19 protein-coding genes are annotated in these 24,851 nt (G+C 68.9%); 8 read left to right on the forward strand and 11 right to left on the reverse strand.

The features are described 5' to 3' along the window. Positions 1–222: 222 nt before the first annotated feature. The 4 genes from MPLG2_RS05690 to MPLG2_RS05705 all read right to left on the reverse strand — a co-directional run bounded on the left by MPLG2_RS05690 (position 223) and on the right by MPLG2_RS05705 (position 8,736). Positions 223–2,001 carry a YhgE/Pip domain-containing protein gene (locus MPLG2_RS05690; protein ID WP_105185306.1) on the reverse strand — a complete coding sequence of 593 codons (1,779 nt, stop codon included), beginning with the start codon at positions 1,999–2,001 and terminating at the stop codon, positions 223–225. Next, positions 1,998–2,768 (reverse strand): hypothetical protein, encoded by a 771-nt coding sequence (locus tag MPLG2_RS05695; RefSeq protein ID WP_105185307.1) that lies wholly within the window; start codon positions 2,766–2,768, stop codon positions 1,998–2,000. Before MPLG2_RS05695 ends, MPLG2_RS05690 begins: the two co-directional genes overlap by 4 nt. Before the next feature lie 241 nt (positions 2,769–3,009). Further along, positions 3,010–3,861, reverse strand: a complete 852-nt coding sequence (locus MPLG2_RS05700; protein WP_105185308.1) for a PHP domain-containing protein — start codon at positions 3,859–3,861, stop codon at positions 3,010–3,012. Positions 3,862–3,969: 108 nt separating this feature from the next. Further along, complete coding sequence (locus tag MPLG2_RS05705) at positions 3,970–8,736, reverse strand: NAD-glutamate dehydrogenase (protein WP_158680903.1); 4,767 nt, start codon at positions 8,734–8,736, stop codon at positions 3,970–3,972. A 119-nt stretch (positions 8,737–8,855) separates the two neighbouring features. Between MPLG2_RS05705 and MPLG2_RS05710 the strand changes: the two genes are divergently transcribed. Next, positions 8,856–9,344 (forward strand): DUF2505 domain-containing protein, encoded by a 489-nt coding sequence (locus tag MPLG2_RS05710; RefSeq protein WP_158680904.1) that lies wholly within the window; start codon positions 8,856–8,858, stop codon positions 9,342–9,344. A gap of 78 nt (positions 9,345–9,422) precedes the next feature. On the opposite strand, the gene MPLG2_RS05715 is transcribed toward MPLG2_RS05710, so the two are convergent. Next, a complete protein-coding gene (locus MPLG2_RS05715) occupies positions 9,423–9,833 on the reverse strand; it encodes a hypothetical protein (RefSeq protein ID WP_105185311.1) in 411 nt (136 codons plus the stop codon). Between the two features lie 134 nt (positions 9,834–9,967). Here MPLG2_RS05715 and MPLG2_RS05720 point away from each other — a divergent pair, with 134 nt between their 5' ends. Together MPLG2_RS05720 and MPLG2_RS05725 are read left to right on the forward strand one after the other, a co-directional pair. Beyond that, entirely contained in the window at positions 9,968–11,191 is a 1,224-nt protein-coding gene (locus MPLG2_RS05720; RefSeq protein WP_105185312.1) for an MFS transporter, read from the forward strand. Beyond that, entirely contained in the window at positions 11,166–11,930 is a 765-nt protein-coding gene (locus tag MPLG2_RS05725; protein ID WP_158680905.1) for a MerR family transcriptional regulator, read from the forward strand. Before MPLG2_RS05720 ends, MPLG2_RS05725 begins: the two co-directional genes overlap by 26 nt. Before the next feature lie 101 nt (positions 11,931–12,031). Here MPLG2_RS05725 and pruA read toward each other — a convergent pair whose 3' ends face one another. Further along, positions 12,032–13,663 (reverse strand): L-glutamate gamma-semialdehyde dehydrogenase, encoded by a 1,632-nt coding sequence (pruA, locus tag MPLG2_RS05730; protein ID WP_105185313.1) that lies wholly within the window; start codon positions 13,661–13,663, stop codon positions 12,032–12,034. A gap of 146 nt (positions 13,664–13,809) precedes the next feature. Between pruA and MPLG2_RS05735 the strand changes: the two genes are divergently transcribed. Then, the gene (locus MPLG2_RS05735; protein WP_105185314.1) at positions 13,810–14,094 is read left to right on the forward strand and encodes a hypothetical protein; all 285 of its coding nucleotides are present in this window, start codon (positions 13,810–13,812) and stop codon (positions 14,092–14,094) included. A 62-nt stretch (positions 14,095–14,156) separates the two neighbouring features. Here MPLG2_RS05735 and ku read toward each other — a convergent pair whose 3' ends face one another. The 3 genes from ku to MPLG2_RS05750 all read right to left on the reverse strand — a co-directional run bounded on the left by ku (position 14,157) and on the right by MPLG2_RS05750 (position 16,844). Then, positions 14,157–14,960, reverse strand: a complete 804-nt coding sequence (ku, locus tag MPLG2_RS05740) for a non-homologous end joining protein Ku (RefSeq protein WP_105185315.1) — start codon at positions 14,958–14,960, stop codon at positions 14,157–14,159. Between the two features lie 193 nt (positions 14,961–15,153). After that, on the reverse strand, positions 15,154–15,612 hold the full coding sequence (locus tag MPLG2_RS05745) for a DUF6912 family protein (RefSeq protein WP_105185316.1): 459 nt from the start codon (positions 15,610–15,612) through the stop codon (positions 15,154–15,156). Continuing rightward, positions 15,612–16,844 (reverse strand): wax ester/triacylglycerol synthase domain-containing protein, encoded by a 1,233-nt coding sequence (locus MPLG2_RS05750; RefSeq protein ID WP_158680907.1) that lies wholly within the window; start codon positions 16,842–16,844, stop codon positions 15,612–15,614. Before MPLG2_RS05750 ends, MPLG2_RS05745 begins: the two co-directional genes overlap by 1 nt. Positions 16,845–17,010: 166 nt before the next feature. On the opposite strand from MPLG2_RS05750, the gene MPLG2_RS05755 reads away from it, so the two are divergent. The 3 genes from MPLG2_RS05755 to MPLG2_RS05765 all read left to right on the forward strand — a co-directional run bounded on the left by MPLG2_RS05755 (position 17,011) and on the right by MPLG2_RS05765 (position 19,542). Then, entirely contained in the window at positions 17,011–17,448 is a 438-nt protein-coding gene (locus MPLG2_RS05755; RefSeq protein ID WP_158680908.1) for a hypothetical protein, read from the forward strand. Beyond that, a complete protein-coding gene (locus MPLG2_RS05760) occupies positions 17,445–18,731 on the forward strand; it encodes a hypothetical protein (protein ID WP_231935843.1) in 1,287 nt (428 codons plus the stop codon). The genes MPLG2_RS05755 and MPLG2_RS05760 overlap by 4 nt, the downstream gene beginning before the upstream one ends. Positions 18,732–19,059: 328 nt before the next feature. Continuing rightward, entirely contained in the window at positions 19,060–19,542 is a 483-nt protein-coding gene (locus MPLG2_RS05765) for an Rv3235 family protein (protein WP_158680909.1), read from the forward strand. Between the two features lie 221 nt (positions 19,543–19,763). On the opposite strand, the gene secA is transcribed toward MPLG2_RS05765, so the two are convergent. Continuing rightward, complete coding sequence (secA, locus tag MPLG2_RS05770; protein ID WP_456299260.1) at positions 19,764–22,601, reverse strand: preprotein translocase subunit SecA; 2,838 nt, start codon at positions 22,599–22,601, stop codon at positions 19,764–19,766. Between the two features lie 316 nt (positions 22,602–22,917). Between secA and MPLG2_RS05775 the strand changes: the two genes are divergently transcribed. Beyond that, positions 22,918–23,577: a phosphatase PAP2 family protein gene (locus tag MPLG2_RS05775; RefSeq protein WP_105185320.1), complete on the forward strand. Its 660-nt coding sequence runs from the start codon at positions 22,918–22,920 to the stop codon at positions 23,575–23,577. A gap of 42 nt (positions 23,578–23,619) precedes the next feature. Here the strand turns inward: MPLG2_RS05775 and MPLG2_RS05780 are convergent, their stop codons facing one another. Further along, positions 23,620–24,840 carry a winged helix-turn-helix domain-containing protein gene (locus MPLG2_RS05780; RefSeq protein ID WP_105185321.1) on the reverse strand — a complete coding sequence of 407 codons (1,221 nt, stop codon included), beginning with the start codon at positions 24,838–24,840 and terminating at the stop codon, positions 23,620–23,622. Between the last annotated feature and the right edge of the window lie 11 nt (positions 24,841–24,851).

Below are 24,851 nucleotides of genomic sequence, written 5' to 3' on the forward strand. Positions count from 1 at the left end.
ACGGCCCAGGGGGCGGTGCAGCGAGCCGTCAGCGGCTACGCCAGTCGGTGGATCGCTGCATGTCGCGAGCCTATCACCGCCGCGGCTGGGGCCGGGCCGACCGATCCGGCCCGGGGTGAGATCCCACGGCAAGCCGGGATGAGGGACGACGGGTCTCCACAGTTGACCAAAGACGATCCCCCGGGCAAGCCCGGGATGACGGTTCTGGGGCCTCGACCAGTGTCATTCAAGGGGCGGGCGCAGGCGCGTCGGCGTCCAGCGCCGTTGCGTCCAGGCCGCAACCGCCGTCGAGATGACGGACGCGACCAGCAGGCCGCCCAGCACCCACCACGCCCTGGCGAGCTGGCCGGCCGGCCCGCCGCTGATCGTCACCCGAAGCCCCTCCACCAGGTAGGTCATCGGCATCCACGGGTGCACCACCTGGAAGAACGCGGGCATCACTTCGACGGGATACAGCCCGCCTGCCGCGCCCAATTGGACGATCAGGATCACCAGCATGATCGCGCTGCCCACCAGGCCGAGCCAGGTGCGCAGGGTCTGCGCCAAGGCGGTGAACGCACAGACGGCCAGCACCGAGATCCCCGCCGTACCCGCCAGGTCGAGCGGGTCCAGGCCCAGCGCCAGGTCGGTGACCGCGAGCAGCACGAGGGCACCGGCCGAGCCCAGCAGCGCGGGCGGCAACCAGCCACCCAGTGCCACCGGTGCCGGATTCGTACCTGCGGCGATGGCTCGCTTCGAGATCGGACGCATCAGCACGAACGCGACCAGGCCGAACACCCACAGCGACACCCCGAAGAAGAACGGGGCGAGGCCGCGTCCGTAGTAGGTGGCCGGATTTGCGACGTGCGAGGCGATGTGGACAGGGTTGGAGACCGCGTCGGCGTCCTTGGCCCGCTCGGCGGCGCTCAGTTTGGGCAGCGCGTTGGTGGCCTTCTTCAGTCCGGCGGTCAACTTCTTCTGGCCGTCGGCAACCCGCTGCGCGCCCTTGGCCAGCTGGTCGATCTGCTCGACGGCGGTCTCGGCTGCTCCGATGATCTCGGGGACACGGCGGTTCACCGTTGCTGCGGCATCGGCCACCTTGCCGGCGTCGGTGGCCACCCGCGATGTGGTGGACTTCACCGATCCGGTGACCTCGCTGACCCGTCCCACCGCCCGCTTCAGGTCCTTGAAGACCTGGTCGTCGGTCAGGTCCGGGTGGGCCTTGAGCAGGGCGTCCAGTGCGTCGGCGACGTCGTCCTGCTTACCGTCGGCGTCCTTGGCGAGCGCGGCGATGGTCTTGGTGGTGCTCGCCACGTCGCGACTCACCCCGGCGGCCTCCTTGGCGGACCTGCGCAGTACGTCCGAGACTCTGTTCACCACCGGAACGACCTTGTTCTCCATGGTCTTGACCCCGTCGGCGACCTGCTGACCGCCCTTCGCCAACTCACCGGACGCCTCGGTCGCCTCGGCGAGCCCTCTGCGGATCGTGCCCACCGACCCCAGCGCGGTGTCCGCGTACGCCTTCACCGCGGCCGCGTTCAGCTGGGTCTGCAGCTCCTTCTCGGCGGTCTCGGCCATGATGCCGAGGATGTAACCCTGGGAGTTGTCGAAGGCCACATCGACGCGGGCGCGCGTCGGCGTGTCCGAGGTGGCGATCGAGGTCAGATCGGCCGAGAAATCCTTCGGCACCGTGATGCTGAACGCGAAGCTGCCGTCGGCGACGCCGTCAGCCGCGGTAGCGGCGTCAGTCACCACCCAGGTGAACGACGAGGTGTCCTTGGTGAGCTGCTCGACCAGGTCGGCACCGCCCGACACCTTCTTGCCCTCGACGGTGACAGGCTTGTCGAGGTCGACGACGGCGACCTGCAGCCGGTCGAGCCGACCGTACGGGTCCCAGTTCGACCACAGGTATATCGCCCCGTACAGCAACGGCACGAGAACCAGGAAGATCGCCGACAGCATCGGCAGGGGTCCCCGAAAGCGGCGCAGTTCGGTGAGGGTGAGGTTCCACAACTGTCTCATCGCTGCTCCTTTGGATGGCGGACGGCGGAGGCGACGATGGCCACCCCGCTCAGTTCTGCGGCACGGCGTAGGTCGGCCCTCAGCGCCGCCCAGTCGTCGTCGGCGATGCCCCGGTCGACCCGGTCGACGGTGACCGCGACCGGTCGAGCCAACAGGGCCCCGGCCACCGCGACGCGGACGGCGTCGGCGGGCGGCAGGTCTTCCATCGCAGTGTGGTCGTCACCGTCGTAGCCGACCTCGGCCAGCGCCTGCCGGGGTGAGAGCCGGTTGTGCCGGCGTCCGTGCAGCACCAGGCACGAGTGCAGGTACTCCTTCACCCGGAGGCGGGGCTCGGCCTCGACGGCGTCCAGCACCCGGGCGACCACCACCTCGCGGCGCAGCAGAGCCGGATCGGCGTCCCGGGTCAGCAGCCGCACCTGCCCGGTGACCGGCCGGAAGCGTCCGCTGAGGGCGAGGGTGAGTTCGGCGGTGCCGAGCCCGTCGTCGCCGCGCCACAGGGTCAACTCGCCCGAGCGTGCCGACACCTCGAGCGGATCGCTGTCGCCCGCGGTCAGGGCCACCGCCTGCAGCGCGAGGGGCTCCTCGTCAGGGTCGGCCTGCGGTTCCGGCTGAGCCTCGGGTTGGTCCGGGCTGTCCACCGCCGACCCGGGGGCGGGGCCCGACTCGATGTAGGCGGCGGCGTCGCCGGCCGTCGCGGCCCCCTCGGGGACGGCCGATCGGTCGTCGTCGGGACCGGGGTTCGCTTCGTGGCTAGGGGTTGTCGCCATGGGGCCAGTATTACGGCACCGGCGCGCCGGGTCACCCGCCCCCTGCGAAACTGGTCCGCCCGGGGGTTCGTCTCCGTCAGGTCAGGGCGATCTGGTCCTGCCACCACTGCGGCACCGACGAACGCGGGAAGCGGCGCGGATCCGTCCGCCCACGGCTTGGCCGACCTGGTCGAGCGTCCCCGTGTTGCGAACTGCCGTGATTCCTGCTCGTCGTGGCCGTAACGGAAGAATGCTGCGCCGGCTACAGGCGTCCGCCGCGGGACCTGATGCGGCGCACGAGCTCCTCGTACACCTCGGGCGCGGTCGTCTCGCAGCCCAGGTCGTTGTTGACCTTACCGAGCCCGTGGTGGTCCGACGACCCGAGATGCAGCAGGCCCAGCCGGGTGGCGAGTGCGCCGAGGCGCTGCCGGGTGTCGGCGTCGTGGTCGGGATGGTTCACCTCGACCCCTTCGAGCCGGTACTCCATGGTCAGCTCGGACAACACCGCCGGCGTGAGCTGCTGGGCGCGTCCTCGGCCCCACGGGTGGGCGATCACCGGCACCCCCTTGGCCCGGCGTATCAACTCGATGCCTCGCCTGATGTCGCACGAGTAGCGGTTCGCGTACGCTGGCCCGCCGTCGTAGAGGTATTCGTCGAAGGCCTGCTGTCGATCGGCCACGTACCCCTTGGCGACCATCGCGTCGGCCACGTGCGGACGGCCGAGCGACGGGCTGGCGCCCACCTGTTCGGCGATCTCGACTTCGGTGAGCGGCATGCCCAACTCGGCGAGCTTGGCCAGCATCTCGGGCAGTCGTCCGGTGCGGCCCACCCGAACGCGGGTGAGTTCGTTCAGCAGCGGCTCATCGTGCGGGTCGCACCCGTACGCGAGCAGGTGCACGCTGGCGCCGTCCAGTTGGCACGACATCTCCAGCCCGGGCAAAACCGTGAGGTGCGTACCCTCCGCGGCGAGTTTCGCCTCGCGCAGCCCGTCGAAGGTGTCGTGGTCTGTCAACCCGAGCACGTCGAGGCCCTGCTCGGCGGCCTTGCGCACCAGCTGGGTGGGCGTGTCTGTGCCGTCCGAGACGCTGGAGTGGGTGTGCAGGTCGATCCGCATGCGTCAATCCTGCCGCACCCCGCGTGCGGAGCCCGCCAACCACTCGGGCGCGGGCACGAGGGTCTCGACACGCTCGGCCAGCGAAGTCTCGACCGGCTCGAAGCCGCCTCAGGCCGGCAGCAGCGATCGCACCAGGCGCACCCCGACGCTCATGCGGGCCACGTCCGGCTCTTCGCACACCTGCCGCAGCGTGACGATCTTCTCGCGCGCCCCCGGCACCAGCGCCAACCACTGCGACACCAGCTGCTCCGCGGGCTCGTTGCCCGCCCGCAGCACCGCGGCGGTCAGCTCGCCGTGCACGGCATGGACGTCCTCGCGCAGCGCCGCCCTGGCCAGCGTGCTCCACCGGTCGTCTTGCGGCAGCGCGACGATGGACGCCTCGAGCACGTCCAACCCGACCTGCTCGGCCAGCGCGAAGTACACCTGCGCGACCCGCAGCAGGTCGGCCTGCTGCTGGTCGGCGATCTCGACGATGGTCAGCGCGAAGTGCGCGAAGGCGTCCCGGCCGATCTCGGCGGCGACCGCCTCGGGCACACCGACTGCGACCAGCCGGTCGCGGGTGGCCTCGGCGCGGGTGCGTTGCCGCGGCGTGAGCAGATCCGCCAACTGCTCGCGCACCAGCTGGACGCCCTCGGTGAACTGACCGGTGACCGCCACGATGTCGATGCCCGAGCGGCGCGAGGCGAGCAGCCAGCGGGTGGCGCGCTCGACCATGCGGCGCAACGCCATGCGCAGCTCGGTGGCCACGGTCGCGTCCAGTTCGGTCATGCGGGCCAGGGCGACCTCGGAACGTCCGACCGCGAAGATCGAGCGGGCCGCCAACTGGGCGCGGATCACCTCGGTGACCGGGGCGCTGGTTTCGTCCGACAGCCGGTGGAAGGCGGTGATGCCCTGGCTGTTCACGAACCGGTTGACCGCGACCGTGGCGATGATCTCGCGGGCCAGCCGGTGCCGCGGCATGGCCTCGGCGTAGCGCTGCTGCAGCGGCTTGGGGAAGTACTGAATCAGCCGGTCGGCCAGGTAGGGGTCGTCGGGCAGGTCGGAGGCCAGCACCTGATCGGACAGGTAGATCTTGGTGTACGCCAGCAGTGTGGCCAGCTCAGGACGGGTGAGTCCGCGACCCGACTCCTGCCGCAGTTCGAGCTGCCTGGTGTGGGGCAGGTACTCGATCGTCCGGTCGAGCAGGCCGGCCTGCTCCAACGCCTGCATCCAGCTCTCGTAGGCGCTGGTCAGCTCGGCGCTGCGGTACATCGAGTTCGACAGCGCGATGTTCTGGTCGATGTTGTGCACCAGCACGAGCTCGGCGACATCGTCGGTCATCGACGCCAGCAGTTCGTTGCGCTGCTCGATCGTCAGGGCGCCCTGCGCCATCTGGTCGGCCAGCAGAATCTTGATGTTCACCTCGTGGTCAGAGGTGTCGACGCCCGCGGAGTTGTCGATGAAGTCGGTGTTGATGCGGCCGCCGCTCTGGGCGTACTCGACCCGGCCGAGCTGCGTCCAGCCCAGGTTGCCGCCCTCGCCGGCGCACCGGGCGCGCACGTCGCCACCGTTCACCCGTACCGCGTCGTTGGCCTTGTCGCCCACGTCTGCGTTGGTCTCGGTGGACGCCTTCACGTAGGTGCCGATGCCGCCGTTCCAGAGCAGGTCGACCGGTGCCTTGAGAATCGCGGTGATCAGTTCGGCCGGGGTGAGGGCGGTGACGCCGTCGGCCAGACCGAGCGCCGCACGGGTCTCGGGGCTGATCGCAACCGACTTGGCGGTGCGTGGAAAGACGCCGCCGCCGGCCGAGATCAGCGACGTGTCGTAGTCGGCCCACGACGAGCGGGGCAGCTGGAACAGCCGCTCGCGTTCGGTGTAGCTGGTGGCCGCGTCGGGGTTGGGGTCGATGAAGATGTGCAGGTGGTTGAACGCCGCCACCAGCCGGGTGTGCCGGCTGAGCAGCATGCCGTTGCCGAACACGTCGCCGGCCATGTCGCCGATGCCCACGCAGGTGAAGTCTTGCGTCTGGCAGTCGCGACCGAGTTCGACGAAGTGCCGCTTGACCGACTCCCAGGCGCCGCGGGCAGTGATGCCCATCGCCTTGTGGTCGTAGCCCGCCGAGCCGCCGGACGCGAACGCGTCGCCCAGCCAGAACCCACGAGCGAGCGAGATGCGGTTGGCGATGTCCGAGAACGTGGCGGTGCCCTTGTCGGCGGCCACCACCAGATAGGGGTCGTCGTCGTCCCAGCGCACCACCGAGGTCGGGGGCACGACCTCGCCCGCCACCAGGTTGTCGGTGACGCTGAGCAGCGAGTTGATGAAGATCTCGTAGCAGGCCACGCCCTCGGCCAGCCACGCCTGCCGGTCGACGGCCGGGTCGGGCAGGTACTGCGGCACGAAGCCGCCCTTGGCGCCGGTGGGCACGATCACGGTGTTCTTCACCATCTGCGCCTTCACCAGGCCCAGCACCTCGGTGCGGAAGTCCTCACGGCGGTCAGACCAGCGCAGCCCGCCGCGGGCCACGGTGCCGAAGCGCAGGTGCACGCCCTGCACCCGCGGCGAATAGACGAAGATCTCGAACATCGGCCGCGGTTCGGGCAGCAGGCTGATCTCGCGCGGACGCAGCTTGAACGCGTGCGCCGGCGCCCCGGGCTGGAACGCGTTGGTGCGGATCATCGCCCGCAGCACCGAGACGAACTGGCGCAGAATGCGGTCGGCGTCGAGGCTGGCCACGTCGGCGAGTTGGTGTTCGATGCCGTCGAACACCGCGTCGACGGCGACCGCTCGGGTGGCCAGGTCGGCGAAGTCTTGGGCAGGGTCGAACTTGGTGCGGAAGGCGGTCACCAGGGCGGCGGCGATCTCGGGGTTGTCGTTGAGCGCAGACGCCACGTACGGCTGGCTGTAGGGGCTGCCGGCCTGCACCAGGTAGCGCGAGATGGCCCGCAGCCAGGCGATCTCTTCCCAGGTCAGGCCGCCGGTCATCACCAGCCGGTTGAACTTGCCCGGCTCGGCGAGCCCCCGGTAGGTGGCGTCGAAGGCCTCGATGAACCGCTCCTGCAGCTCGGGGCCCCAGTCTTCGGCGGCGTCCATGTCACCGGTGAGCTTGAGTCCGAAGTCGTACAGGTACACCGGCGTGCCGCGCAGCACCCACTCGTACGGACGTTCGTCGACCACCTCGACGCCCAGCACCGACAGGTGCGGCATGGCGTCGGCCAGCGACATGTGCTGGTAGCCCAGCACCTTGAAGCGGACGTCGGCCTCATCCGTCTCCCAGATGGGGGCGTAGACGTCGTAGGCGCGGTCGTCGGGCCCGGTGAGCTGGTTGGCGAGCTTGAGGTCCTTGACTGCCACGGCGGCGGGGAACTCTTCTTCGTAGGCGTCGCTGAACTCGACGCCGCGGGCCTCGCTGGCCAGTTCGCGGGCCGCGTTCTCGAAGTTGTCGTCCCAGCTGCGGGTGGCCCCCTCGATGCGAGTCTGCAGGGCGGCGACGTCCACGGGGTCGGTGAGCGGGTCGCCGTCCGGACGTTTGACCACGAAGAACAACCTGGCCAGGGCGCCCTCGGACACCCGGGCCTGGTGTTCGAGCGACTCGCCGCCGAGTTCGTCGAGCAGGATCTGCTGGATCGCCTCGCGCACGTCGGTGGTGTAGCGGTCGCGGGGCAGGTACACCAGCACCGAGACGAACCGGCCGTAGGTGCCGCGGCGCACGAACACCCGCACCAGCCGGCGGTCTTTGAACTGGGCCTCTTGTGAGATCACCGGGAAGAGTTCGTCGGCGGTGGCCTGGAACAGCTCGTCGCGGGGGTAGGTGGCGAGCACCTGCCTGATCGCCGAGCTGCCGTGGCTCTGGGGCGCGAAGCCCGACCGGTCGATGACGATCTGGGCCTTCTCGGCCAGGGTCGGCACGGTCCATACCGGCTCGCTGTAGGCGGCTGCCGCGAACAGGCCGATGAAGCGGCGCTCGCCGACCAGTCGGCCCTGGGCGTCGAAACTGCGAATGCCGATGTAGTCGAGGTAGGCCGGACGATGCACCGGCGAGCGGCGGGAGTCTTTGGTGATCACCAGCAGCGAATGGTCGCCGGGCAGGGGCAGGGCGTGGAAGGCCGTGTCGTCACCCTGGTCGCCGCGCAGAATGCCGAGGCCGGTGCCGGCCACGCTCACGTAGCGGTCGTTCTCGCAGCGGTACTCGCGGTAGCCGAGCAGCACGAAATTGCCGGTCGACAGCCAGGCGAGCAGGTCGGTCACCTGGCGCACGTCGTGCGGGCTCACCGGCTGGGGGTTGTCGTTGAGCCACTCGATGGTCTCGGCGAGCCGGCGCTGCATCGTGCGCCAGTCGTCCACGGCCGCCTTGACCGACTCGATGCCGTGGGTGACGTCGTCGGCCAGCGCTTCGGACGATTCGCCGGCGGCGTGACCCAGGGGCGGGAAGGCCTCGACGCAGATCCACGACTCGGCGACGCCCTCGGCGTCGTCACCGGCGACGGCGGTGAGCACGCCGTCGGCGTCGCGACACACCCCGTACTGGGGGTGGTAGAGGGCACGGATGCTCCACTCGCGGCGCAGGATGTCCATGCTGACGGTGTCGACCAGGAACGGACGATCGTCGGTGACGATCAGGATCAGGGTGGATTGCCCGGGCTGGTCGTCGGCCGGAACCACGACCTGCACCTTGGCCTCCCCCGGCCTGCGGACTCGTCCGAGGGCCAGGTGGGCCTCGATCAGGGCCGCGACGTGGGCGGGCTCGAGTTGGGTGAGTTCGCCGTCGGGCAGGTGCCTCAGGTATTGCTCGACGAAGCCGGGCGGCAATGCGTCAGCCGATGAATCCTTGACCGAATCGGCAACACAGCTTTGTAACTTGCGGATCCAGTCGGTTCGTGACGCAATTTCTTCGGCCACCATGCCTCCTTGCCGGGCCTCCACCAGTCGTACCCTGACACTCTAGCCAGCACGAGGGCGCACGTCTGCGCCCGGCGTGGCCCGCTGCGCCGTCCGGGCCGTGCGGCAGAATGGCGCGCATGCAGATCGAGGCCCACAACGACTTCGCCGCTGACCCTGCCGCCGTGCACGCGATGCTCACCGACGCCGACTTTCTGTCGGCCGTGTGCGTCGAGTCGGGCGACCTGTCACACCGGGTGGCCGCGACGCCAGACCACAGCGCGGTGGAGCGCACCATGCGCACCCCCTCGGTGGTGCAGCGCTTCCTGGGCGACACGCTGACCTTGCTGCAAGACATCCGCTGGAACGCGCCGGCTGCGGACGGCTCGCGCACCGGCACCCTCGACCTGACCGTCAGGGGCATGCCGGCCAAGGCCGATGTGACCATCGCGCTGCGGCCCGGCGGCCGGGGCACGCTAGTCGATTTCACGGGTGACTTCTCGATCAAGGTGCCGTTTCTGGGTGGCAAGCTCGAGGCCCAGGCCGCACCGGCATTGTTAGAGGGTTTCGCCGTCCAGCAGAAGGTCGGCGACGAATGGCTGGCGACCCGTAACGCCGAGTCCGCCTGACCCGGACGGGTTGCGCTCCGCTCGCGGCACGGTTGCCTGAGCCGGAACGGAAGCGTTCCGCGCAGCTCGTCCGCCCGGTCAGACGTGCACCCGGTCGGCGACCGGGACGTACGGGCACAGCGGATCGGATTCGAGCAGGTCGCCGGTCCAGGCGTAGGCCCGAGCTTTTTGAGAGCCGCCGCACCAGTGGTTGAACTCGCAGTGGCCGCAACGGCCGGCGAACCCATCCGGCTCGCGGAGAGCGCGCATCGTGGGGTGGTCACGATAGAGGCTCACCAGCGAGTCGTGCTTCACGTTTCCGACGGACACCGGGAGGAACCCGGACGGCGTGACGTCGCCGGTGTTCGAGACGAAGACGATGCCGTTGCCGTCCCGGGTGCCGAAACCGCGGGCCATCGGGGACGCCTCGATCTCGGTATCGGTGAGTCCGCGGCGGCGGGCGGCGCGGGCGGCGATGCGCCGATACTGCATCGCCTCGGTGGTCTTCACCTGGAACGGGCGCGTCGCGGGCCAGCCCGTTCAGCCACACGATCAGCCGCTCTGCCTCTCCGGCGGACACCTCGGTCAGTTGCGTCCCGCGTCCCAGTTGACCTTGACGCAACGTCAAGGTTCACACTCGGAGGGTGACCTCGAAGACCACGCTTCCCCTGTACCTGACCGCCACCGCGGCCTCGCTGTTCGGCAACTCAGCGATCGCGATCGTGCTGCCCTGGCTGGTGCTCGAGCGTACCGGCGACCCGGCCATGGCGGGCACGGTGGCGGCGGCGAGCGCCCTGCCCGGGGCGATCGCCGCCTTCGCCGGCGGGCATCTGATCGACAAGGTCGGGCGCCGCCGCATGTCGGTGCTGTCCGACCTGGGCTCGGCGTCGGCCGTGGCCGCCCTGGCGATCGTGGACGCCGTCGTCGGGTTGAACGTGGCCTGGTTCATCGGCCTCGGTGTGCTGGGCGCGCTGTTCGACGTGCCCGGGATGACCGCCCGCGAGACGCTGCTGGCCAATGTGTCGGAGACCTCCGGGGTCGGCCTCGACAAGGTGGCCGCCTGGCGGGGCATGCTGTTCGGCCTGTCGTTCCTGGCCGGCCCGGCAGTCGCCGGCTGGCTGCTGACGCTTTTGCCGTCCATCCAGGTGGTCTGGATCACCGCCACCTGCTCCGCCGCCGCGGCCCTCGCCATCGGCCTGATGCCGCTGCGCCCGACCGCGATCGCCGCAGCCGAGGACAACTCGCCGCTGGCGGGCTTCACCCACATTCGCCGCAGCCGACCGCTGCTCACCCTGCTGGTGATCAGCCTCGGCTCGATAGTGCTGGTCGCCCCGCTGCTCAGCGTCGTGCTGCCCGCCCACTTCATCGCGCTGGCGGCGCCCGGCCTGCTGGGTCTCAGCCTGTCGGCGTACGCCGTCGGCACCATGGCCGGCTCCGGTGTCTACGGCTGGCTCTTCGACGGACGCCGCTGGACGGCCTGGATGGTCGCCAACCTGCTCTACGTCGTCTCGGCCGTGCTGATCGCCACCCTGAGCGGCTTCTGGCTGGTCGCCGCCGGCATGATGGCCGCCGGGCTGGCCTCGGGCCTGTTGCAGCCGATCAGCACCGTGGTGCTCACCGAACACGTTCCGGACGCCCTGCGCGGCCGCGTCTTCGGCGCCTACTCCGCGCTCGCGATGGTGGCCAGCCCGCTGGGTCTCGGCCTGATGGCATTGGTGCTGGCCGGCGCCGACCTGCGTGTCGGCGCCTGGGTGCTGGCCGCGGGCTGGGCTCTGGTCGGGGGGTATGCGATCGTCGCACCGGGACTCAAGGGCTACATCCAGCCGGAGCAGGAGGTCGCCGATGCTGACCATCGGCCAGTTGGCTGACTACGTCGGGGTGACCAGGCGGGCGATCCGGCACTACCACGCCCTGGGCCTGCTGCCGGAGCCGGAGCGGACGGCGTCGGGGTACCGCAGCTACCACGCTCAGCACGTGGTCGAGCTGCACCGGATCAAGGTGCTCACCGACGCCGGCGTCCCGCTGTCGCGCGTGCGCGGCTTGGTCGACGCCGAACAAGAGGCCTTCCGCGAGGCCGCCGCCCAGATCGACGCCGAGTTGCGAGGCCGGATCGCCGAGTTGGAGGCCACCCGAGAGTCACTCGATCGGCTCGCCGTTCGGGGTGAGCCGTTCCTTCCGCCGCAGGTGACGCGCATGCAACAACAGATGCGTGCCCTCGGGGTGTCTGAGCGCACCTTGCAGATGGAGCGCGACGCCTGGCTGCTGATCCAGGTACTGTTCCCCGACTTGGTCGGCTACTGGCTCGACACCCAGCAGGCGATGCTCAACGACCCGGTCTACCGAGACCTCTACCTGCGTACCGACCAGGCATTCGACTACCCGGCGGACGATCCGCGGCTCGAAGAGATCGCCCAAGCCACTGTGGAATGGATGATGACCCACCGTCCACCCGCACAGGGGGAATGGACCGACGACGCACTCGCCCAGCAACTGGTGGCCGGTTACCGTCGCGGCTACTCCCCCGGCTGGCGACGCCTGATGGAACGCATGGCAGAACTCGTGCAGGCCAGCGACGATCGAGCTTGTCGAGATCCTGACGACCGTTGATCCTGACGACCGTTGATCGACCCTGTCGAGATCCGGTTTCGACAAGCTCAACCAACGCACCTCCTGCTGGCTCAACCAACCGACTTCGGCATGGGACGTGCTCAGAGCATGTGCGGGTATCCGACGGACGTCGGGGGCACCAGGGTCTCTTTGACCGCACGGGGGCTGACCCAACGCATCAGGTTCCACATCGAGCCCGCCTTGTCGTTGGTGCCGGACGCCCTCGCGCCGCCGAAGGGCTGCTGCCCCACCACCGCGCCGGTGGGCTTGTCGTTGATGTAGAAGTTGCCCGCCGCGAAGCGCAGCCGCTGCTGAGCCAACTCGACCGCGGCGCGGTCGGTGGCCAGAATCGAGCCGGTCAGCGCGTAGGCCGACGCCGTGTCGACCAGGTCGAGCACCTTGTCGAAGTCGGCGTCGTCATAGACGAAGATGCCGAGGATCGGGCCGAAGTACTCGGTGCGGAAGATGTCGTTGCCCGGGTTGGTCGAGGTGATCAGCGCGGGCCTGATGTACCAGCCTTGGCTGCGGTCGTAGGTGCCGCCGGCCACGATCTCGGCATCGCCGGACGCCTTCGCGGCGTCGATCGCCCCCGACAGTTTGACGAACGCCCGCTCGTCGATGACGGCCGAGGTGAAGTTGGTCAGATCGCGCACGTCGCCGACGGCCAGCGCCTCGGTCTGCGCGATCAGGTCGTCTTGGACGGCGTTCCACAGCGACCGCGGCAGGTAGGCGCGCGACGCCGCCGAACACTTCTGCCCCGAGTACTCGAACGCCCCGCGAATCAGTGCCGTCTTCACCATCTCGGGCTCGGCGCTCGGGTGGGCCAGCACGAAGTCTTTGCCGCCCGTCTCGCCGACGATGCGCGGGTACGACCGGTACCCGGCGATGTTCGCGCCCACCTGCGACCACAGCCCCTGGAACACTCGCGTCGATCCGGTGAAGTGAATGCCGGCCAGATCGGGGTGGGCCAGGGCCACGTCCGATACCTCGGCACCGTGCCCGGGCACCAGGTTGATCACGCCGTCGGGCAGGCCGGCCGCGCGCAGCACGTCGACGATCACCTCGGCGGCGAACATCTGGGTGAGCGCCGGCTTCCACAGAACCGGGTTGCCCATCAGCGCGGCCGACGTGGGCAGGTTGCCGGCGATCGCAGTGAAGTTGAACGGCGTGATCGCATACACGAAGCCCTCGAGCGGCCGGTAGTCCATGCGGTTCCAGACCCCAGCACTGTTCAGCGGCTGATTGGCGTAGATGTCTTGCGCGAAGTGGGCGTTGAACCGCAGAAAGTCGATCAGCTCGCACGCCGAGTCGATCTCGGCCTGTTGAACGGTCTTGGCCTGGCCGAGCATGGTGGCGGCGTTGATCCGGGCCCGGTAGGGGCCGGCGATCAGGTCGGCGGCGCGCAGAAACACCGCAGCACGCTGGTCGAACGGCAGCGCCGCCCAATCGGGTGCCGCGGCCAGCGCCGCGTCGATGGCCTGTTGGGCATCGGCGTGCGATGCCTGCTGCACGACGCCGAGCACGGTGCCGTGGTCGGACGGCATGCGCACCTCGTAGCGGTCGGCCCCCGTGCCCGGACGGCGCTCTGCCCCGAAGGTGCCGGTCAACTCGGCGGGCTCGGCGGAAGTCGCGGACACCAGAGCCGCCTCGATCTCAGCCCGCTCCGGGCTGCCGGGGGCGTAACTCTTCACCGGTTCGTTCACGGGTACGGGCACACGAGTGATAGCATCCACGGCACGAGATTACCTCACGCACGCTTGCCAGAACAACGATTCTTCGCGCTCACGCGATGAGCGGCGGGCATTCTTACTGCGTCTACGCACCATGAGCCGCAATATCAGCGACCGCCGAGGCGTACCCACCTGGGTACGCTCTGACGATGGAGCCGTTCGGGTTGGTTGTGATCGTCGTCGGCATCGCGGCGGTGGCCGCCGTCACCTGGTGGTTCGCCCGCCGACGCCGCGCCGACATGCTCGAGTACGACGAAGCCCCCGCGTCCGACGAACCCGTCCAGGCGCCACCCCAGGTGCTGAGCAGAGACGCCCTGATCAACCCCAACCGCCACTTGGACCCCACCAAGTGGGACCTTCCCGGCGATGATGACATCGAAGGCGAGCTACCGACGCACTTCGACCGTGACTACCTGCGGCGCCAGCAGGACTGACAGCGCCGGCGGACGGCTCGGTCTGCGCACGTGTGAGAACAGTGCCTCGCTGTGCGCGATGATCAGCCGGCCTTGGCGGCCTCTTCGCGACGCTTCTTGGCGGCTTCGACCGAGGCCCGCAACGCCGCCACCAGGTCGACCACCTCGGCCTCTTTGGGGGCTTCGTCGCTCTCGGTGGGCACCGGCTGGCCGGCCAGCTTGGCCTGCACCACGGCTTCCAGGGCCTCGCGGTAGCTGTCGGTGAACTGACTGGGGTCGAACTCGCCCGACAACTGGTCGATGAACATGCGGGCCATCTGCACCTCGGCGTCCGACACCTTGATGTCGTCGCCCGGGGCCGCGAACTCGCCGTCGCGCAACTCGTCGGGCCAGAGCATGGTGTGCATCAGCAGCAGGTCGTCTTTGGCGCGAATCAGTGCCAGCGATTCCCGCGATCGCAGCGCCACCTTCACCACGGCGGCCTTGCCCTCTTCGGCGAGCGCCCGCCGAAGCAGCACGTACGGCTTGGCGCCGGGCCCGTCGGCCTCGAGAAAGTAGGTGCGTTCGAAGTAGGTCGGGTCGATGTCGTCGGTCTTCACGAATTGGACGACCTCGACCGCCTTCGAACTCGCCAGGGGCAGGTTCTCGAAGTCTTCGGAATCGAGGATCACCAGGCGTCCGTCGCCGGTTTCGTAGCCCTTCGCGATCTCGGTGTAGGGAATCTCTTTGCCGCACACCTCGCAGACCCGCTTGTACTTGATGCGCCCGCCGTCCTCGGGGTGCACCTGACGAAACGACAGGTCTTTGGTCTCGGTCGCCCCGTACACCTTGATCGGAATAGTGATCAGGCCGAACGAGATCGCGCCCTTCCAGATCGATCGTGGCATGTGGTTCCTCCTCGCCCGTGTGCGTCGCAGGGCTGCCGCACGGTTGCACCAGCCTGCCGCACCAGCCCAAATCACGCCAGAACGTGCAGGCCGCCGTTTGAAGCTTCAAGCCGTTACGCCGGCGAACGCGGGGTCTCTCGCTTTCGCTTGAGGTTCGACAAGCCCGACCCACGAGCCGGATCGAAGACCGTGATCAGCCGGCCACCAGACCCGCCCATTCGGACGGGCCATGCCACAACAACTCGTGAGACGCCAGCAGGTCGGCTATCGCTGGATCGTCCCACGCGTCAGACAGCGAGGCATGGGGGCGATCGAGTGCCGCCGCCGTGGCGGCGCCGGACGCGTCGTCGGCGAACAGGGCGTTCACGGCGCTCCACGGCACGGCGCCGGCCTCGACTTCGCCGAACTCAGATCCCGCGACCGCCCGGGCGGACGCCTCGGCCACCGCCACCAGGCGGCGTCCAGAACTCAGCAGACCCGAGAGGCCCGCAATGTGCATTGCCGTGTGCTCAGCTTCCTCGTCGTCTGCAGGGGTGAACCCGAACGCCTGCCGTAGCGAGTTCGTCACGCCGAACGCCTGCTTCGGGGCAAAGGAACCGCCCTCGACCCAGCTCGACAACTGCGCCTGCGTGAGAGGTATGAAAACCAGCATCACTTCCCCGCTCGATTCAGCACACCGAGCTCATCTGCTGCGTTGCGGGCGAAGCTCGGCAGTGGCGTCGTCGCCGTGGCGGCGAAGCTGACCCGGCCGTCGAGGCTGGTGACGCCCACGCTGATCACCTGATCGTCGACCGTGGATTCGAAGGCATGCAGGGCCCGCACCCGCTGCTCACCCAGCCACCGAGCGGACGCCGGGCCGGGCACGTTGACCAGCAAGACCTCGTGCGGTCGTCCGGTCGTCACCAAACCGGTGGCCACCGCGTGCATCGTGGGGGGCGCGAAGCCGGCCACCTCGACCAGCTCGCGGGCTTCGACGAGCCGCTCGGAATCGACCCGTGCCTGAGTCAGCGTGGCGATGGCGGCCAGCCGTTCTGCGGCGGTTGTGGCGGTCACCGGCAACGACACGAACTGGGGCGCCACCAGGCAACCCATCGCGCTGGCGCCGTCGTCGTCCACGGCCAACGGCACCAGCGCCACTGGGTCGTGCAGGTCGGTGCCGGCGTCGAGCTGGGCGCCGCGCACGGCCGCGGTGACCATGGCCACCACGATGTCGTGCACCCTGACCCCGTGCGCATGGGCGGCGCGTTCGAGATCAGCCAGGTCGAACTCGACGGCCGCCACGTGGCGGGGCGTGGTCTCGGTGCTCACCTGCCGCAGGCCCTGTTCGGCCAGGCCGCCCAGGCCCGCGGCCGCCTCGCGCAGGCTCTGCAGCGGATCGGTCACGTTGCGCAACAGGCTGCCGAACCCACGCGGCTCATCGACAGCCGGCTCCCATCGCGGAGCGTCGCCCTCGATCAGCGTGGGTTGCTCATCGAGCAGCTCGTGCAGTAGGTGCACGTGGTCACCGCCGTCCACCAGGCCAGGGTGGGCACGCACCGCCAACGCCCAACGCGGACCCGGCAGGCCGTCGATTATCGTGGCGTCCCACAAGGGGTGCAGCCGCTCCAACGGCTCGGCGAGCAGAGCAGCCAGCCGGTCTTCGAGGCGTCCCGCGGCCCGCTGCGTCATCAGGTGACCGCTCACCCGAAAGCCGCGGTCGTCCACCCACGACTGCAGGCCGGTGCCGGCCAGCTTCTGCCGAAACCTGGGCGAGTAGGCGATGCGCTGCTCGATCAACAGACCGAGTTGCTCCGCAGCCGGCGCGGGGCCGTCCACGATCAGCACGCTCAACTGATGCCACGGCTGCGCCGGCTGATCGCGCGCCAGCAGCAGTGCCTCGTTCATGCTGACCGCATCGGCCATCGTGATCCTCCCGCCTGTCGTCGCTCGCCTCACTACGTGCCGCTCGCGCAGGTGGGCGAGCACCAAGTGGTCGGGCGAGCGATGCGTACCCCGCCCAGCCTATGTGCCGTACCCGGTGCTGACTTGGGTCACGTGCGAGAATCGGGACGTGGCTCGCCTGCTTCCCCTCGTCGCCATCGTTCTGCTACTCGCCGGGTGCAGCGTTCAGCCTGCCGCGGGCCCGTCCGGGTCGCCCGGCGCGTCGACCACTGCCTCGTCCGTCGCTCCCGCACCGACGCCGTCCACCACTCCCGCCGACACGGTGTCGGCGTCCGCCTCCCCCGCCGTCACCACGATCGAGATTCAACTCAAGGACGGCAAGGTGTCGCCCAACGGCGACCGGGTCGACCTCAACCAGGGCGACCAGTTCGTGCTCGACATCACTTCCGATCGTGACGACGAGGTTCATGTGCACGGCTTCGACAAAGGCATCGAGGTGAGCGCCGGGCAGCATGTGCGCGTGCCGATGACCGCCGACCGCACCGGGCGTTTCGAGGTCGAGTCGCACCACCCCGAGCTGCTGATCGTCGTGCTGCAGATCCGGTGATCCTGCCGCTGCACGGGCTGGGTTCTCGCCAAGACCTGCCGCTGCCCTTCGAACTGGTGCTGCTCGGGGCTGCCCTGGCGCTGCTGCTGTCGTTCGGGGCCCTGGTGCTGGCGTGGCGTCGTCCGCGCTTCACCGCGCAGGCCGGGTTGGCCCTGCCTGGGCTGACCCGCATGGTGGACGCCCCCGTCACGCGGGCGTTGGCGCGTCTGCTGGCCCTGGCGCTGTACGGCTGGATGGCACTGGCGCTCTGGTTCGGCCAGGACCGCGTGACCAACCCGGTGTTCGGCTTCGTGTTCGTGTGGCTCTGGGTGGGACTGGTGCCCGTGTCGCTGCTCTTCGGGTCGATCTGGCGGCTGACCAACCCGTTGCGCACCCTCGCCCGGCTGGTTCTGGCGCCGCGTGGCCCGCTGCGGCCGCTCAGCGAGGCGGCCTGGCAGCGCGTGGGCATCACGCCCGGTGTGGTGACGCTGCTGGGGTTCGCCTGGCTCGAACTCGTACAACCCGGCAACAACACCTTGCCGGTGCTGCGCTGGTGGGCCGTCGCCTGGTTCGTGGGCGCCGTGGGCGGCTCGCTGATCTTCGGTGAACGGTGGGTGTCGGCCTTCGATCCCTTCGAGGTGTTCGCCGAACGCATCGCCACCCTGTCACCCTGGCAACGGGTGGACGGCGTGCTGCACCTGGTGAACCCGTTGCGTCACGCGTGCACCGCACCGGTGCCCCGTGGCACCGCCGCGGTGACGGCGACCTTGTTGGGCATCACCGCCTACGACAGCTTCACCAACACCACAGTGTGGGTGGGGTGGGTACAGACCTCGACGCTCCCCCGCACACTCTGGGGCACTCTTGGCCTGGTGGGCATGACCGTGCTCGTCGGCGGCGCATTCGCCCTGGCCGCGCGCGCGACGGCGGCCGGCTGGACGAACCGGTTGGCGGCGAGCCTGGTGCCGATCGTGGTGGGCTACAACTTCGCGCACTACCTGAGCCTGCTGGTTCTCGAGGGGCAGCGGACGGCGATTCTGGCCTCCGATCCGCTCGGCCTGGGTTGGAACGTCTTCGGCACCGCCGAACTGGGCGTGAACACGGGCATCTTCGACTACCCGCAGCCGGTTGCGATCATCCAGCTCTGCGCGATCGTGCTCGGCCATCTGCTGGGCGTCCTGATCGCCCACGATCGCTCGCTGGTGGCCCTGAACGGACGCCGGGTGATCGTCGGTCAACTGCCCATGCTGATGCTGATGGTCGGTTACACGGTGGCCGGGCTCGTGCTGCTGTTCTCGCCCTGATCGCTGGTTGCGCTGAAGATCCCGGCGTGCGCCGGGATGACCGGCGTGGGCGGCATCTCCGAACGGCGCCCGCCTGGTTGCGCTGGAGATCCCGGCGTGCGCCGGGATGACGGCGTGGGCGGCATCTCGAAACGGCCCGCCCAGTTGCGGCTGGGGATCCCGGCGTGCGCCGGGATGACGGGGCGGCCCAGGGCGTGCGCTTGGATGGCGGAGCTTCTTTCGTCATCCCGGCGAACGCCGGGATCTCAGACCGGAGTTGTCCACAGATTTGGCGTGCTGACCCCCTTGAGCCCGAGTTCTGCCGGCGGCGTGGGTCAGGGTGTAGGCCATGAACTCTGCGATCAGGCCCACGCGCGCTCCCATGGTGCTGGCGCCGGCCGTCCGGCTGGTCGAACCGGTGCTGCTCGAACCTGTTCAGGCGCCACTGCTGCCGTGGCCGACGAGCGTCGAGCAGGTTGCCGAATCCGTCGACATCGCGCCGCGCGTGCAACGCATCGTGTCGCAACTGACCAACGCAGTGATCGAGGTGCTCTGTGGCCGTCGTGCTCTGGAGCACTTGGAGGCACACCTGCGGGCGCCGGTGTATGACCTGGTCGGCCATCTACGCGGCGCCCGGTTGCTGCCGGCCCTTAGCCTGGCTTCGCTACACCTGCAACAGCCTGCCGATCACGTGATCGAGGCGGCGGCCCGGCTGCGTGACGACCACCGTTCGGTGGCAGCGGCCCTGTGCTTCACCCGTTCGGACGGTCGCTGGCGGATGTGTGCGCTCGAACTGGCACTCGACCCCGCGGTGGTCTTGCGAAGCAGCTGAGGTATCGGTCTCGCCACGCTCGACCGCCGTGCAGGGTCTCAGCCCACACCCGAGACAGAGTGAAGCGGAGTGGGGCCGCCCCTGTCAGGGCGTGCTCGGGCGTTTGCGCACTGCGAGGCAATACCCGAGCAGTTCAGCAAGGACGGGACAGGGGCTGCCCCACTCCACGACTTCCGCACCCGACTCACATGAGGAGTTCAACACCAAGCCGTGCGGACAGCTCAACGCCGCCCGTGGCACATCTTGTACTTCTTTCCCGACCCGCACGGGCACGGCGCATTGCGGCCCACCCCCGCGTACGGGTCGTCGGCCTTGTCAGTGCCGCTCTTGGTGGCCTCGCCCGTCTCGGACGGCGCCGAGTAGCTCACCGCGCTCTGCCGCCGCTCGCCCAACCCCTTGGCCTTCACCACCGGACGCGCCTTGGCCTGCGCCGCTGCGGGGCTCTGCTCCGGCTCGTCGTCGATGTCGGCGATCAACTGGCCGACAGCGTCGGCGTCGGGCCCCGAGGCGATCAACTCGTCCAATACCTCGGCCGACATCGGCACCGCCTTGCCGGACGCATCGGGCACCAGCCCGACCGGCTGCTGCACCTTGACCTCGAGGTTGAACAAGAAGCCGACCACCTCTTCCATGAACGCCTCCATCATGGCGTTGAACATGGTGCCGCCCTCGCGCTGGTACTCCACCAGCGGGTCGCGCTGAGCCATCGCGCGCAGGCCGATGCCCTCGCGCAGGTAGTCCATCTCGTACAGGTGCTCGCGCCACTTGCGGTCGAGCACCGTGAGCAGCACCTGGCGCTCCAACTCACGCATCGTCTCTTCGCCGAGCTGTTCCTCGCGCTTGTCGTAGGCCGCTTGCGCGTCGGCCTTGAAGTCCTCGACCAGTTCGTCGGCGGTCAGGTCGACCCCCTCATAGTCCTCACGCTTCAACCCCACCGGGTACAGGGTTCCCATCTGGGTCCAGAGCTGCTCCAGGTCCCAGTCTTCGACGAAGCCCTCGGTAGCACCGCGCACGTACTGCTCGACCACCGAATCGACGGTGCCGCGCAGCTGGGTCTCGACGTCGGCGCCCTCGAGCACCAGCCGTCGGTCGCCGTAGATGGCATGCCGCTGCCGGTTCATCACGTCGTCGTATTTGAGCACGTTCTTGCGCATCTCGAAGTTCTGCGCCTCGACCTGCTCTTGCGCCTGCTGAATGGACGAGCTGACGCGCTTGTTCTCGATCGGCACGTCGTCGGGCACCTTGAGCGCCTGCATGACCCAGTTGATGATGTCGGACTTGAACAGCCGCATCAGATCGTCTTGCAGGCTCAGGTAGAACCGGCTCTCACCCGGGTCGCCCTGCCGGCCCGACCGGCCGCGCAACTGGTTGTCGATGCGCCTGGATTCGTGCCGCTCGGAGCCGACCACGTAGAGGCCGCCCAGTTCGACCACCTCTTCGTGCTCGGCCGCGACCTGCTCGTCGAGCTCTTTGAGCACCGGGCCCCAGGCCTCTTCGTACTCGTCGGCGTGCTCGACGGGGTCCAGCCCCTTGGCCCGCAGTTGGGCATCAGCCATGAACTCTGAGTTGCCGCCCAGAATGATGTCGGTGCCGCGGCCGGCCATGTTGGTGGCGACGGTGACGGCACCCTTGCGTCCGGCCAGGGCGATGATCGCGGCCTCACGGGCATGGTTCTTGGCGTTCAGCACCTCGTGCTTGACGCCCGCCTTCTTCAGCGCCTTGCTCAGCAGCTCTGACTTGGCCACCGACGCGGTGCCGATCAGCACCGGCTGGCCCTTCTCGTGCCGCTCGACCACGTCTTCGACCACCGCGTCGAACTTGGCCTCTTCAGTGCGGTAGATCAGATCCTTCTCGTCGGTGCGGATCATCGGCTTGTTGGTGGGAATGGGCAGCACACCCAGGCCGTAGATCTTCTGGAACTCGCTCTCTTCGGTCTTGGCCGTACCGGTCATGCCGGCGAGCTTGTCGTACATGCGGAAGTAGTTCTGCAACGTGATCGTGGCGAGCGTCTGGTACTCGTCCTTGATCTCGACACCCTCTTTGGCCTCCAGGGCCTGGTGCAGGCCCTCGTTGTAGCGGCGTCCGATCAGGGTGCGACCGGTGTGCTCGTCGACGATCAGCACCTCGCCGTCGAGGATCACGTAGTCCTTGTCGCGTTTGAACAACTCCTTGGCCTTGATCGCGTTGTTCAAGTAGCTGATCAGCGGCGTGTTGGCGCTCTCGTACAGGTTCTCGATGCCCAGCCGGTTTTCGACCTCGGTGATGCCGGCTTCGAGAATCGACACCGTGCGCTTCTTCTCGTCGACCTCGTAGTGGGTGTCTTTGACCAGCTTGGTGGCGATCTTGGCGAACTCGGGGTACCAGTCGTGGTTGTCTTCGGCGGGGCCCGAGATGATCAGCGGGGTGCGCGCCTCGTCCACCAGAATCGAGTCGACCTCGTCGACGATGGCGTAGTGATGACCGCGCTGCACGCAGTCGTCGAGGCTCAGCGCCATGTTGTCGCGCAGGTAGTCGAAGCCGAACTCGTTGTTGGTGCCGTAGGTGATGTCGGCGGCGTACTGCTTGCGCCGCTCGGCAGGGGTCATCTGGGCCAGGATCACGCCGACCGAGAGGCCGAGAAAGTGATGCACGCGGCCCATCTGCTCCGACTGGTACTTGGCCAGGTAGTCGTTGACGGTGACGATGTGCACGCCCTCGCCCGTGAGCGCGTTCAGGTACGACGGCATCAGCGCGACGATGGTCTTGCCCTCACCGGTCTTCATCTCGGCGATGTTGGCGCGGTGCAGGGCGACGCCGCCCATCACCTGCACGTCGTAGGGCCGCTTGCCGAGCACCCGCCTGGTGGCCTCACGCACGGTGGCGAACGCCTCGGGCAGAATGTCGTCGAGCGACTCGCCGTCATCGAGCCGCTTGCGAAACTCGTCGGTCTGGCCGCGCAATTCGTCGTCGGTCATCGCCTCGTAGTCGGGCTCGATCATGGCCACCTGATCGGCAACCTTGCGCAGTTCTTTGAGCTTGCGCCCGTCGCCCATGTTGAGCAGCTTGTCCAGAACACCCACGGTGGTTTCAACACTCCCTGGTCGATGACATTCCCAGCCATCGTAGTGCCTTCACGCAGGCCCCGGCGGGCACGCCCCCCGCGGTACGGACGGGCGCCTCTCCACTCCCCCGTGCCCACCTGACGCCGGGGATTGCCTGGTCACTGACGCTGCACCCAGGGTCGGGGCTCACGACGGGCGACGGCCCGTCGGGATCGAGGTAGCCGTGACCACCCCCCACCGTCGGCTCGACACGCTGCGCCGCAAGATCGACGATCTCGACGTGTCGCTCTACGAATCCGTCGCCGACACCCACAGCCAGTAGCTCGACTGGGCCATGCCTCGGCTGACCGGCCTGGCCGACAACTCCAAGCTGTGGGTGGGGCCGGCCGCCGTGCTCACCCTCACCGGCTCGCCTCGGGCCCGGCGAGCCGCCGGCCGCGGTATCACCACCCTGGCCGCCACCGGCCTGATAGCCAACCAGGTGGCCAAACGGTTGAACCGGCGGCCACGCCCATCGCTGCTGCGGGTACCGCTCGCGCGCATCGCCGGGCGCATTCCCACCTCGACCTCGTTTCCCAGCGGTCACGCGGCCAGTGCGGCCGCCTTCGCGAGCGCGGTGGCACTCGAGATACCCGCGCTGCGCGTGCCCTTGGCCACGCTGGCCGGCCTGGTGGGCTTCTCGCGGGTGGCGACCGGTGCCCACTACCCGTCGGACGTCGCGGCCGGTTTCGTGCTCGGCGCCACCGAGGCGTCGATCGGAGGGCGGCTGGTGCCACCCGCGGACGCCCCCGGTCGGCTGCACCCACGCCGGCCGCTGGTGCCGGCCGAACCCCGTCCGACCGGTGCCGGGCTGACCATGGTGGTCAATCCGGCGTCGCACAGCGGCAAGGGGCACGACGTGCTGACCAGGGTGCAACGCGACCTGCCCGACATCTCGGTGATCGAACTCACCGCCGACGACGACGTGGCGCGGGCGGTGCACTCGGCTGCCTGACGTGGAGTGGGCCCTCACTGCCGGTTGAGCAGCACCGTCGATTCAGCCGTCGGGCGGAATCGCGGCCGCCAAGTCGCCGGCCAGGTTGCCCTTCGGCAGCACCTGCACACCCGACACCTCGAGCCAGTTCGCCATCAGGGCCAATTCGTCGGCCAGCCGCGCCGCCACCTCGGCACGTCGTGACTCGGCGTGCGGTTCGAGCCACGCCGACTGCACCAAGAGGGCGTCGCTGCCCACCCGGTCGGCCTTGAGGTCGACGCGAGCAACGATCTGGTCGTCGGCCAGAAACAGATACACGTAGTAGCCGTAGGTGCGCTTGGCGGCGGGGGTGTAGATCTCGATGCGGTAGTGCACGTCGAACAGTTGCAGCACCCGTGGGCGATGGTGCACCAGCGTGTCGAACGGGGCGATCAACGCCTGGCCCGGCACCGCCCGCGGCCGCTTCGCCGCGGCGTGCAGCCAGAACTGCTGCGGCAGCCCGGCCACCGTTACCGGTTCGAGGTCACCACGTTCGGCCAGCCGTGCGATCGCGGCCGCGCCCTCGGGCCCCTTGAGGTAGAAGTAGTCGACCAGCGCCTTGGCGTCGGCCACCCCCAGTGCCTGCGCCGAGCGTGCCACCAGGGTGTCGTACGACTCGTCGTCGGACGGGTCGGGCAAGCCCAGCACCGACCCCGGCAGCACGCGTTCGTTGAGGTCGTACAACCGCTCGAAGGCGCTGTTGCGCCGCGCCACACCCACCACGCCCGAGTCGAACAGGTACTCGAGCACGTACTTCGCCTCGGACCAGTTCCACCCCCAGTCGACGCGGCTGCGCACCTCGTCGTTCTCGATCTGACGGGCGCTCAGCGGACCGTTGCCGCTCACGTCGTCGAGTACGCGGTCGAGCAACTGCGGTTTGGCCGTGAGAATGCGGCTGAGTGCGGTGCGTTCGCGATCGGCTCGCCGACGCATGGCCATGCGCAGAGCGGGTTGCAGCCGCACGTCGAGCAGGCAGGCCGCGTGCGCCCAGTACTCGAACAATCTGCGCGGCCCGCGACCGGCGGCCCCGTCGAGCAGGCCGCGATCGTAAGGCCCCAGCCGGCTGAACAACGGCATGTAATGGGCTCGGACGGCGACGTTGACCGAATCGATCTGAAACTGGCCCACCCGGTCGATCACCTGCTGTACGTGACGCATGGTGACCGCACCGGACGGCCGTGGTCGGCCGAAGCCCTGCGCAGCCAGCGCGATGCGGCGGGCCTGGGCCAGAGTCAGTCGTGGCATGGGGCGAACGC

The sequence above is a fragment of the Micropruina glycogenica genome, assembly GCF_900289045.1.
In the GTDB taxonomy this organism is placed as follows: Bacteria; Actinomycetota; Actinomycetes; order Propionibacteriales; family Propionibacteriaceae; genus Micropruina; species Micropruina glycogenica.

Excerpts from the sequence above, each read along its gene's own strand:
- MPLG2_RS05690 (WP_105185306.1), bottom strand. The coding sequence starts at position 2,001 with ATGAGACAGTTGTGGAACCTCACCCTCACCGAACTGCGCCGCTTTCGG.
- MPLG2_RS05695 (WP_105185307.1), bottom strand. The coding sequence starts at position 2,768 with ATGGCGACAACCCCTAGCCACGAAGCGAACCCCGGTCCCGACGACGAC.
- MPLG2_RS05700 (WP_105185308.1), bottom strand. The coding sequence starts at position 3,861 with ATGCGGATCGACCTGCACACCCACTCCAGCGTCTCGGACGGCACAGAC.
- MPLG2_RS05710 (WP_158680904.1), top strand. The coding sequence starts at position 8,856 with ATGCAGATCGAGGCCCACAACGACTTCGCCGCTGACCCTGCCGCCGTG.
- MPLG2_RS05725 (WP_158680905.1), top strand. The coding sequence starts at position 11,166 with ATGCTGACCATCGGCCAGTTGGCTGACTACGTCGGGGTGACCAGGCGG.
- MPLG2_RS05735 (WP_105185314.1), top strand. The coding sequence starts at position 13,810 with ATGGAGCCGTTCGGGTTGGTTGTGATCGTCGTCGGCATCGCGGCGGTG.
- ku (WP_105185315.1), bottom strand. The coding sequence starts at position 14,960 with ATGCCACGATCGATCTGGAAGGGCGCGATCTCGTTCGGCCTGATCACT.
- MPLG2_RS05745 (WP_105185316.1), bottom strand. The coding sequence starts at position 15,612 with ATGCTGGTTTTCATACCTCTCACGCAGGCGCAGTTGTCGAGCTGGGTC.
- MPLG2_RS05750 (WP_158680907.1), bottom strand. The coding sequence starts at position 16,844 with ATGAACGAGGCACTGCTGCTGGCGCGCGATCAGCCGGCGCAGCCGTGG.
- MPLG2_RS05765 (WP_158680909.1), top strand. The coding sequence starts at position 19,060 with ATGAACTCTGCGATCAGGCCCACGCGCGCTCCCATGGTGCTGGCGCCG.
- MPLG2_RS05775 (WP_105185320.1), top strand. The coding sequence starts at position 22,918 with ATGCCTCGGCTGACCGGCCTGGCCGACAACTCCAAGCTGTGGGTGGGG.
- MPLG2_RS05780 (WP_105185321.1), bottom strand. The coding sequence starts at position 24,840 with ATGCCACGACTGACTCTGGCCCAGGCCCGCCGCATCGCGCTGGCTGCG.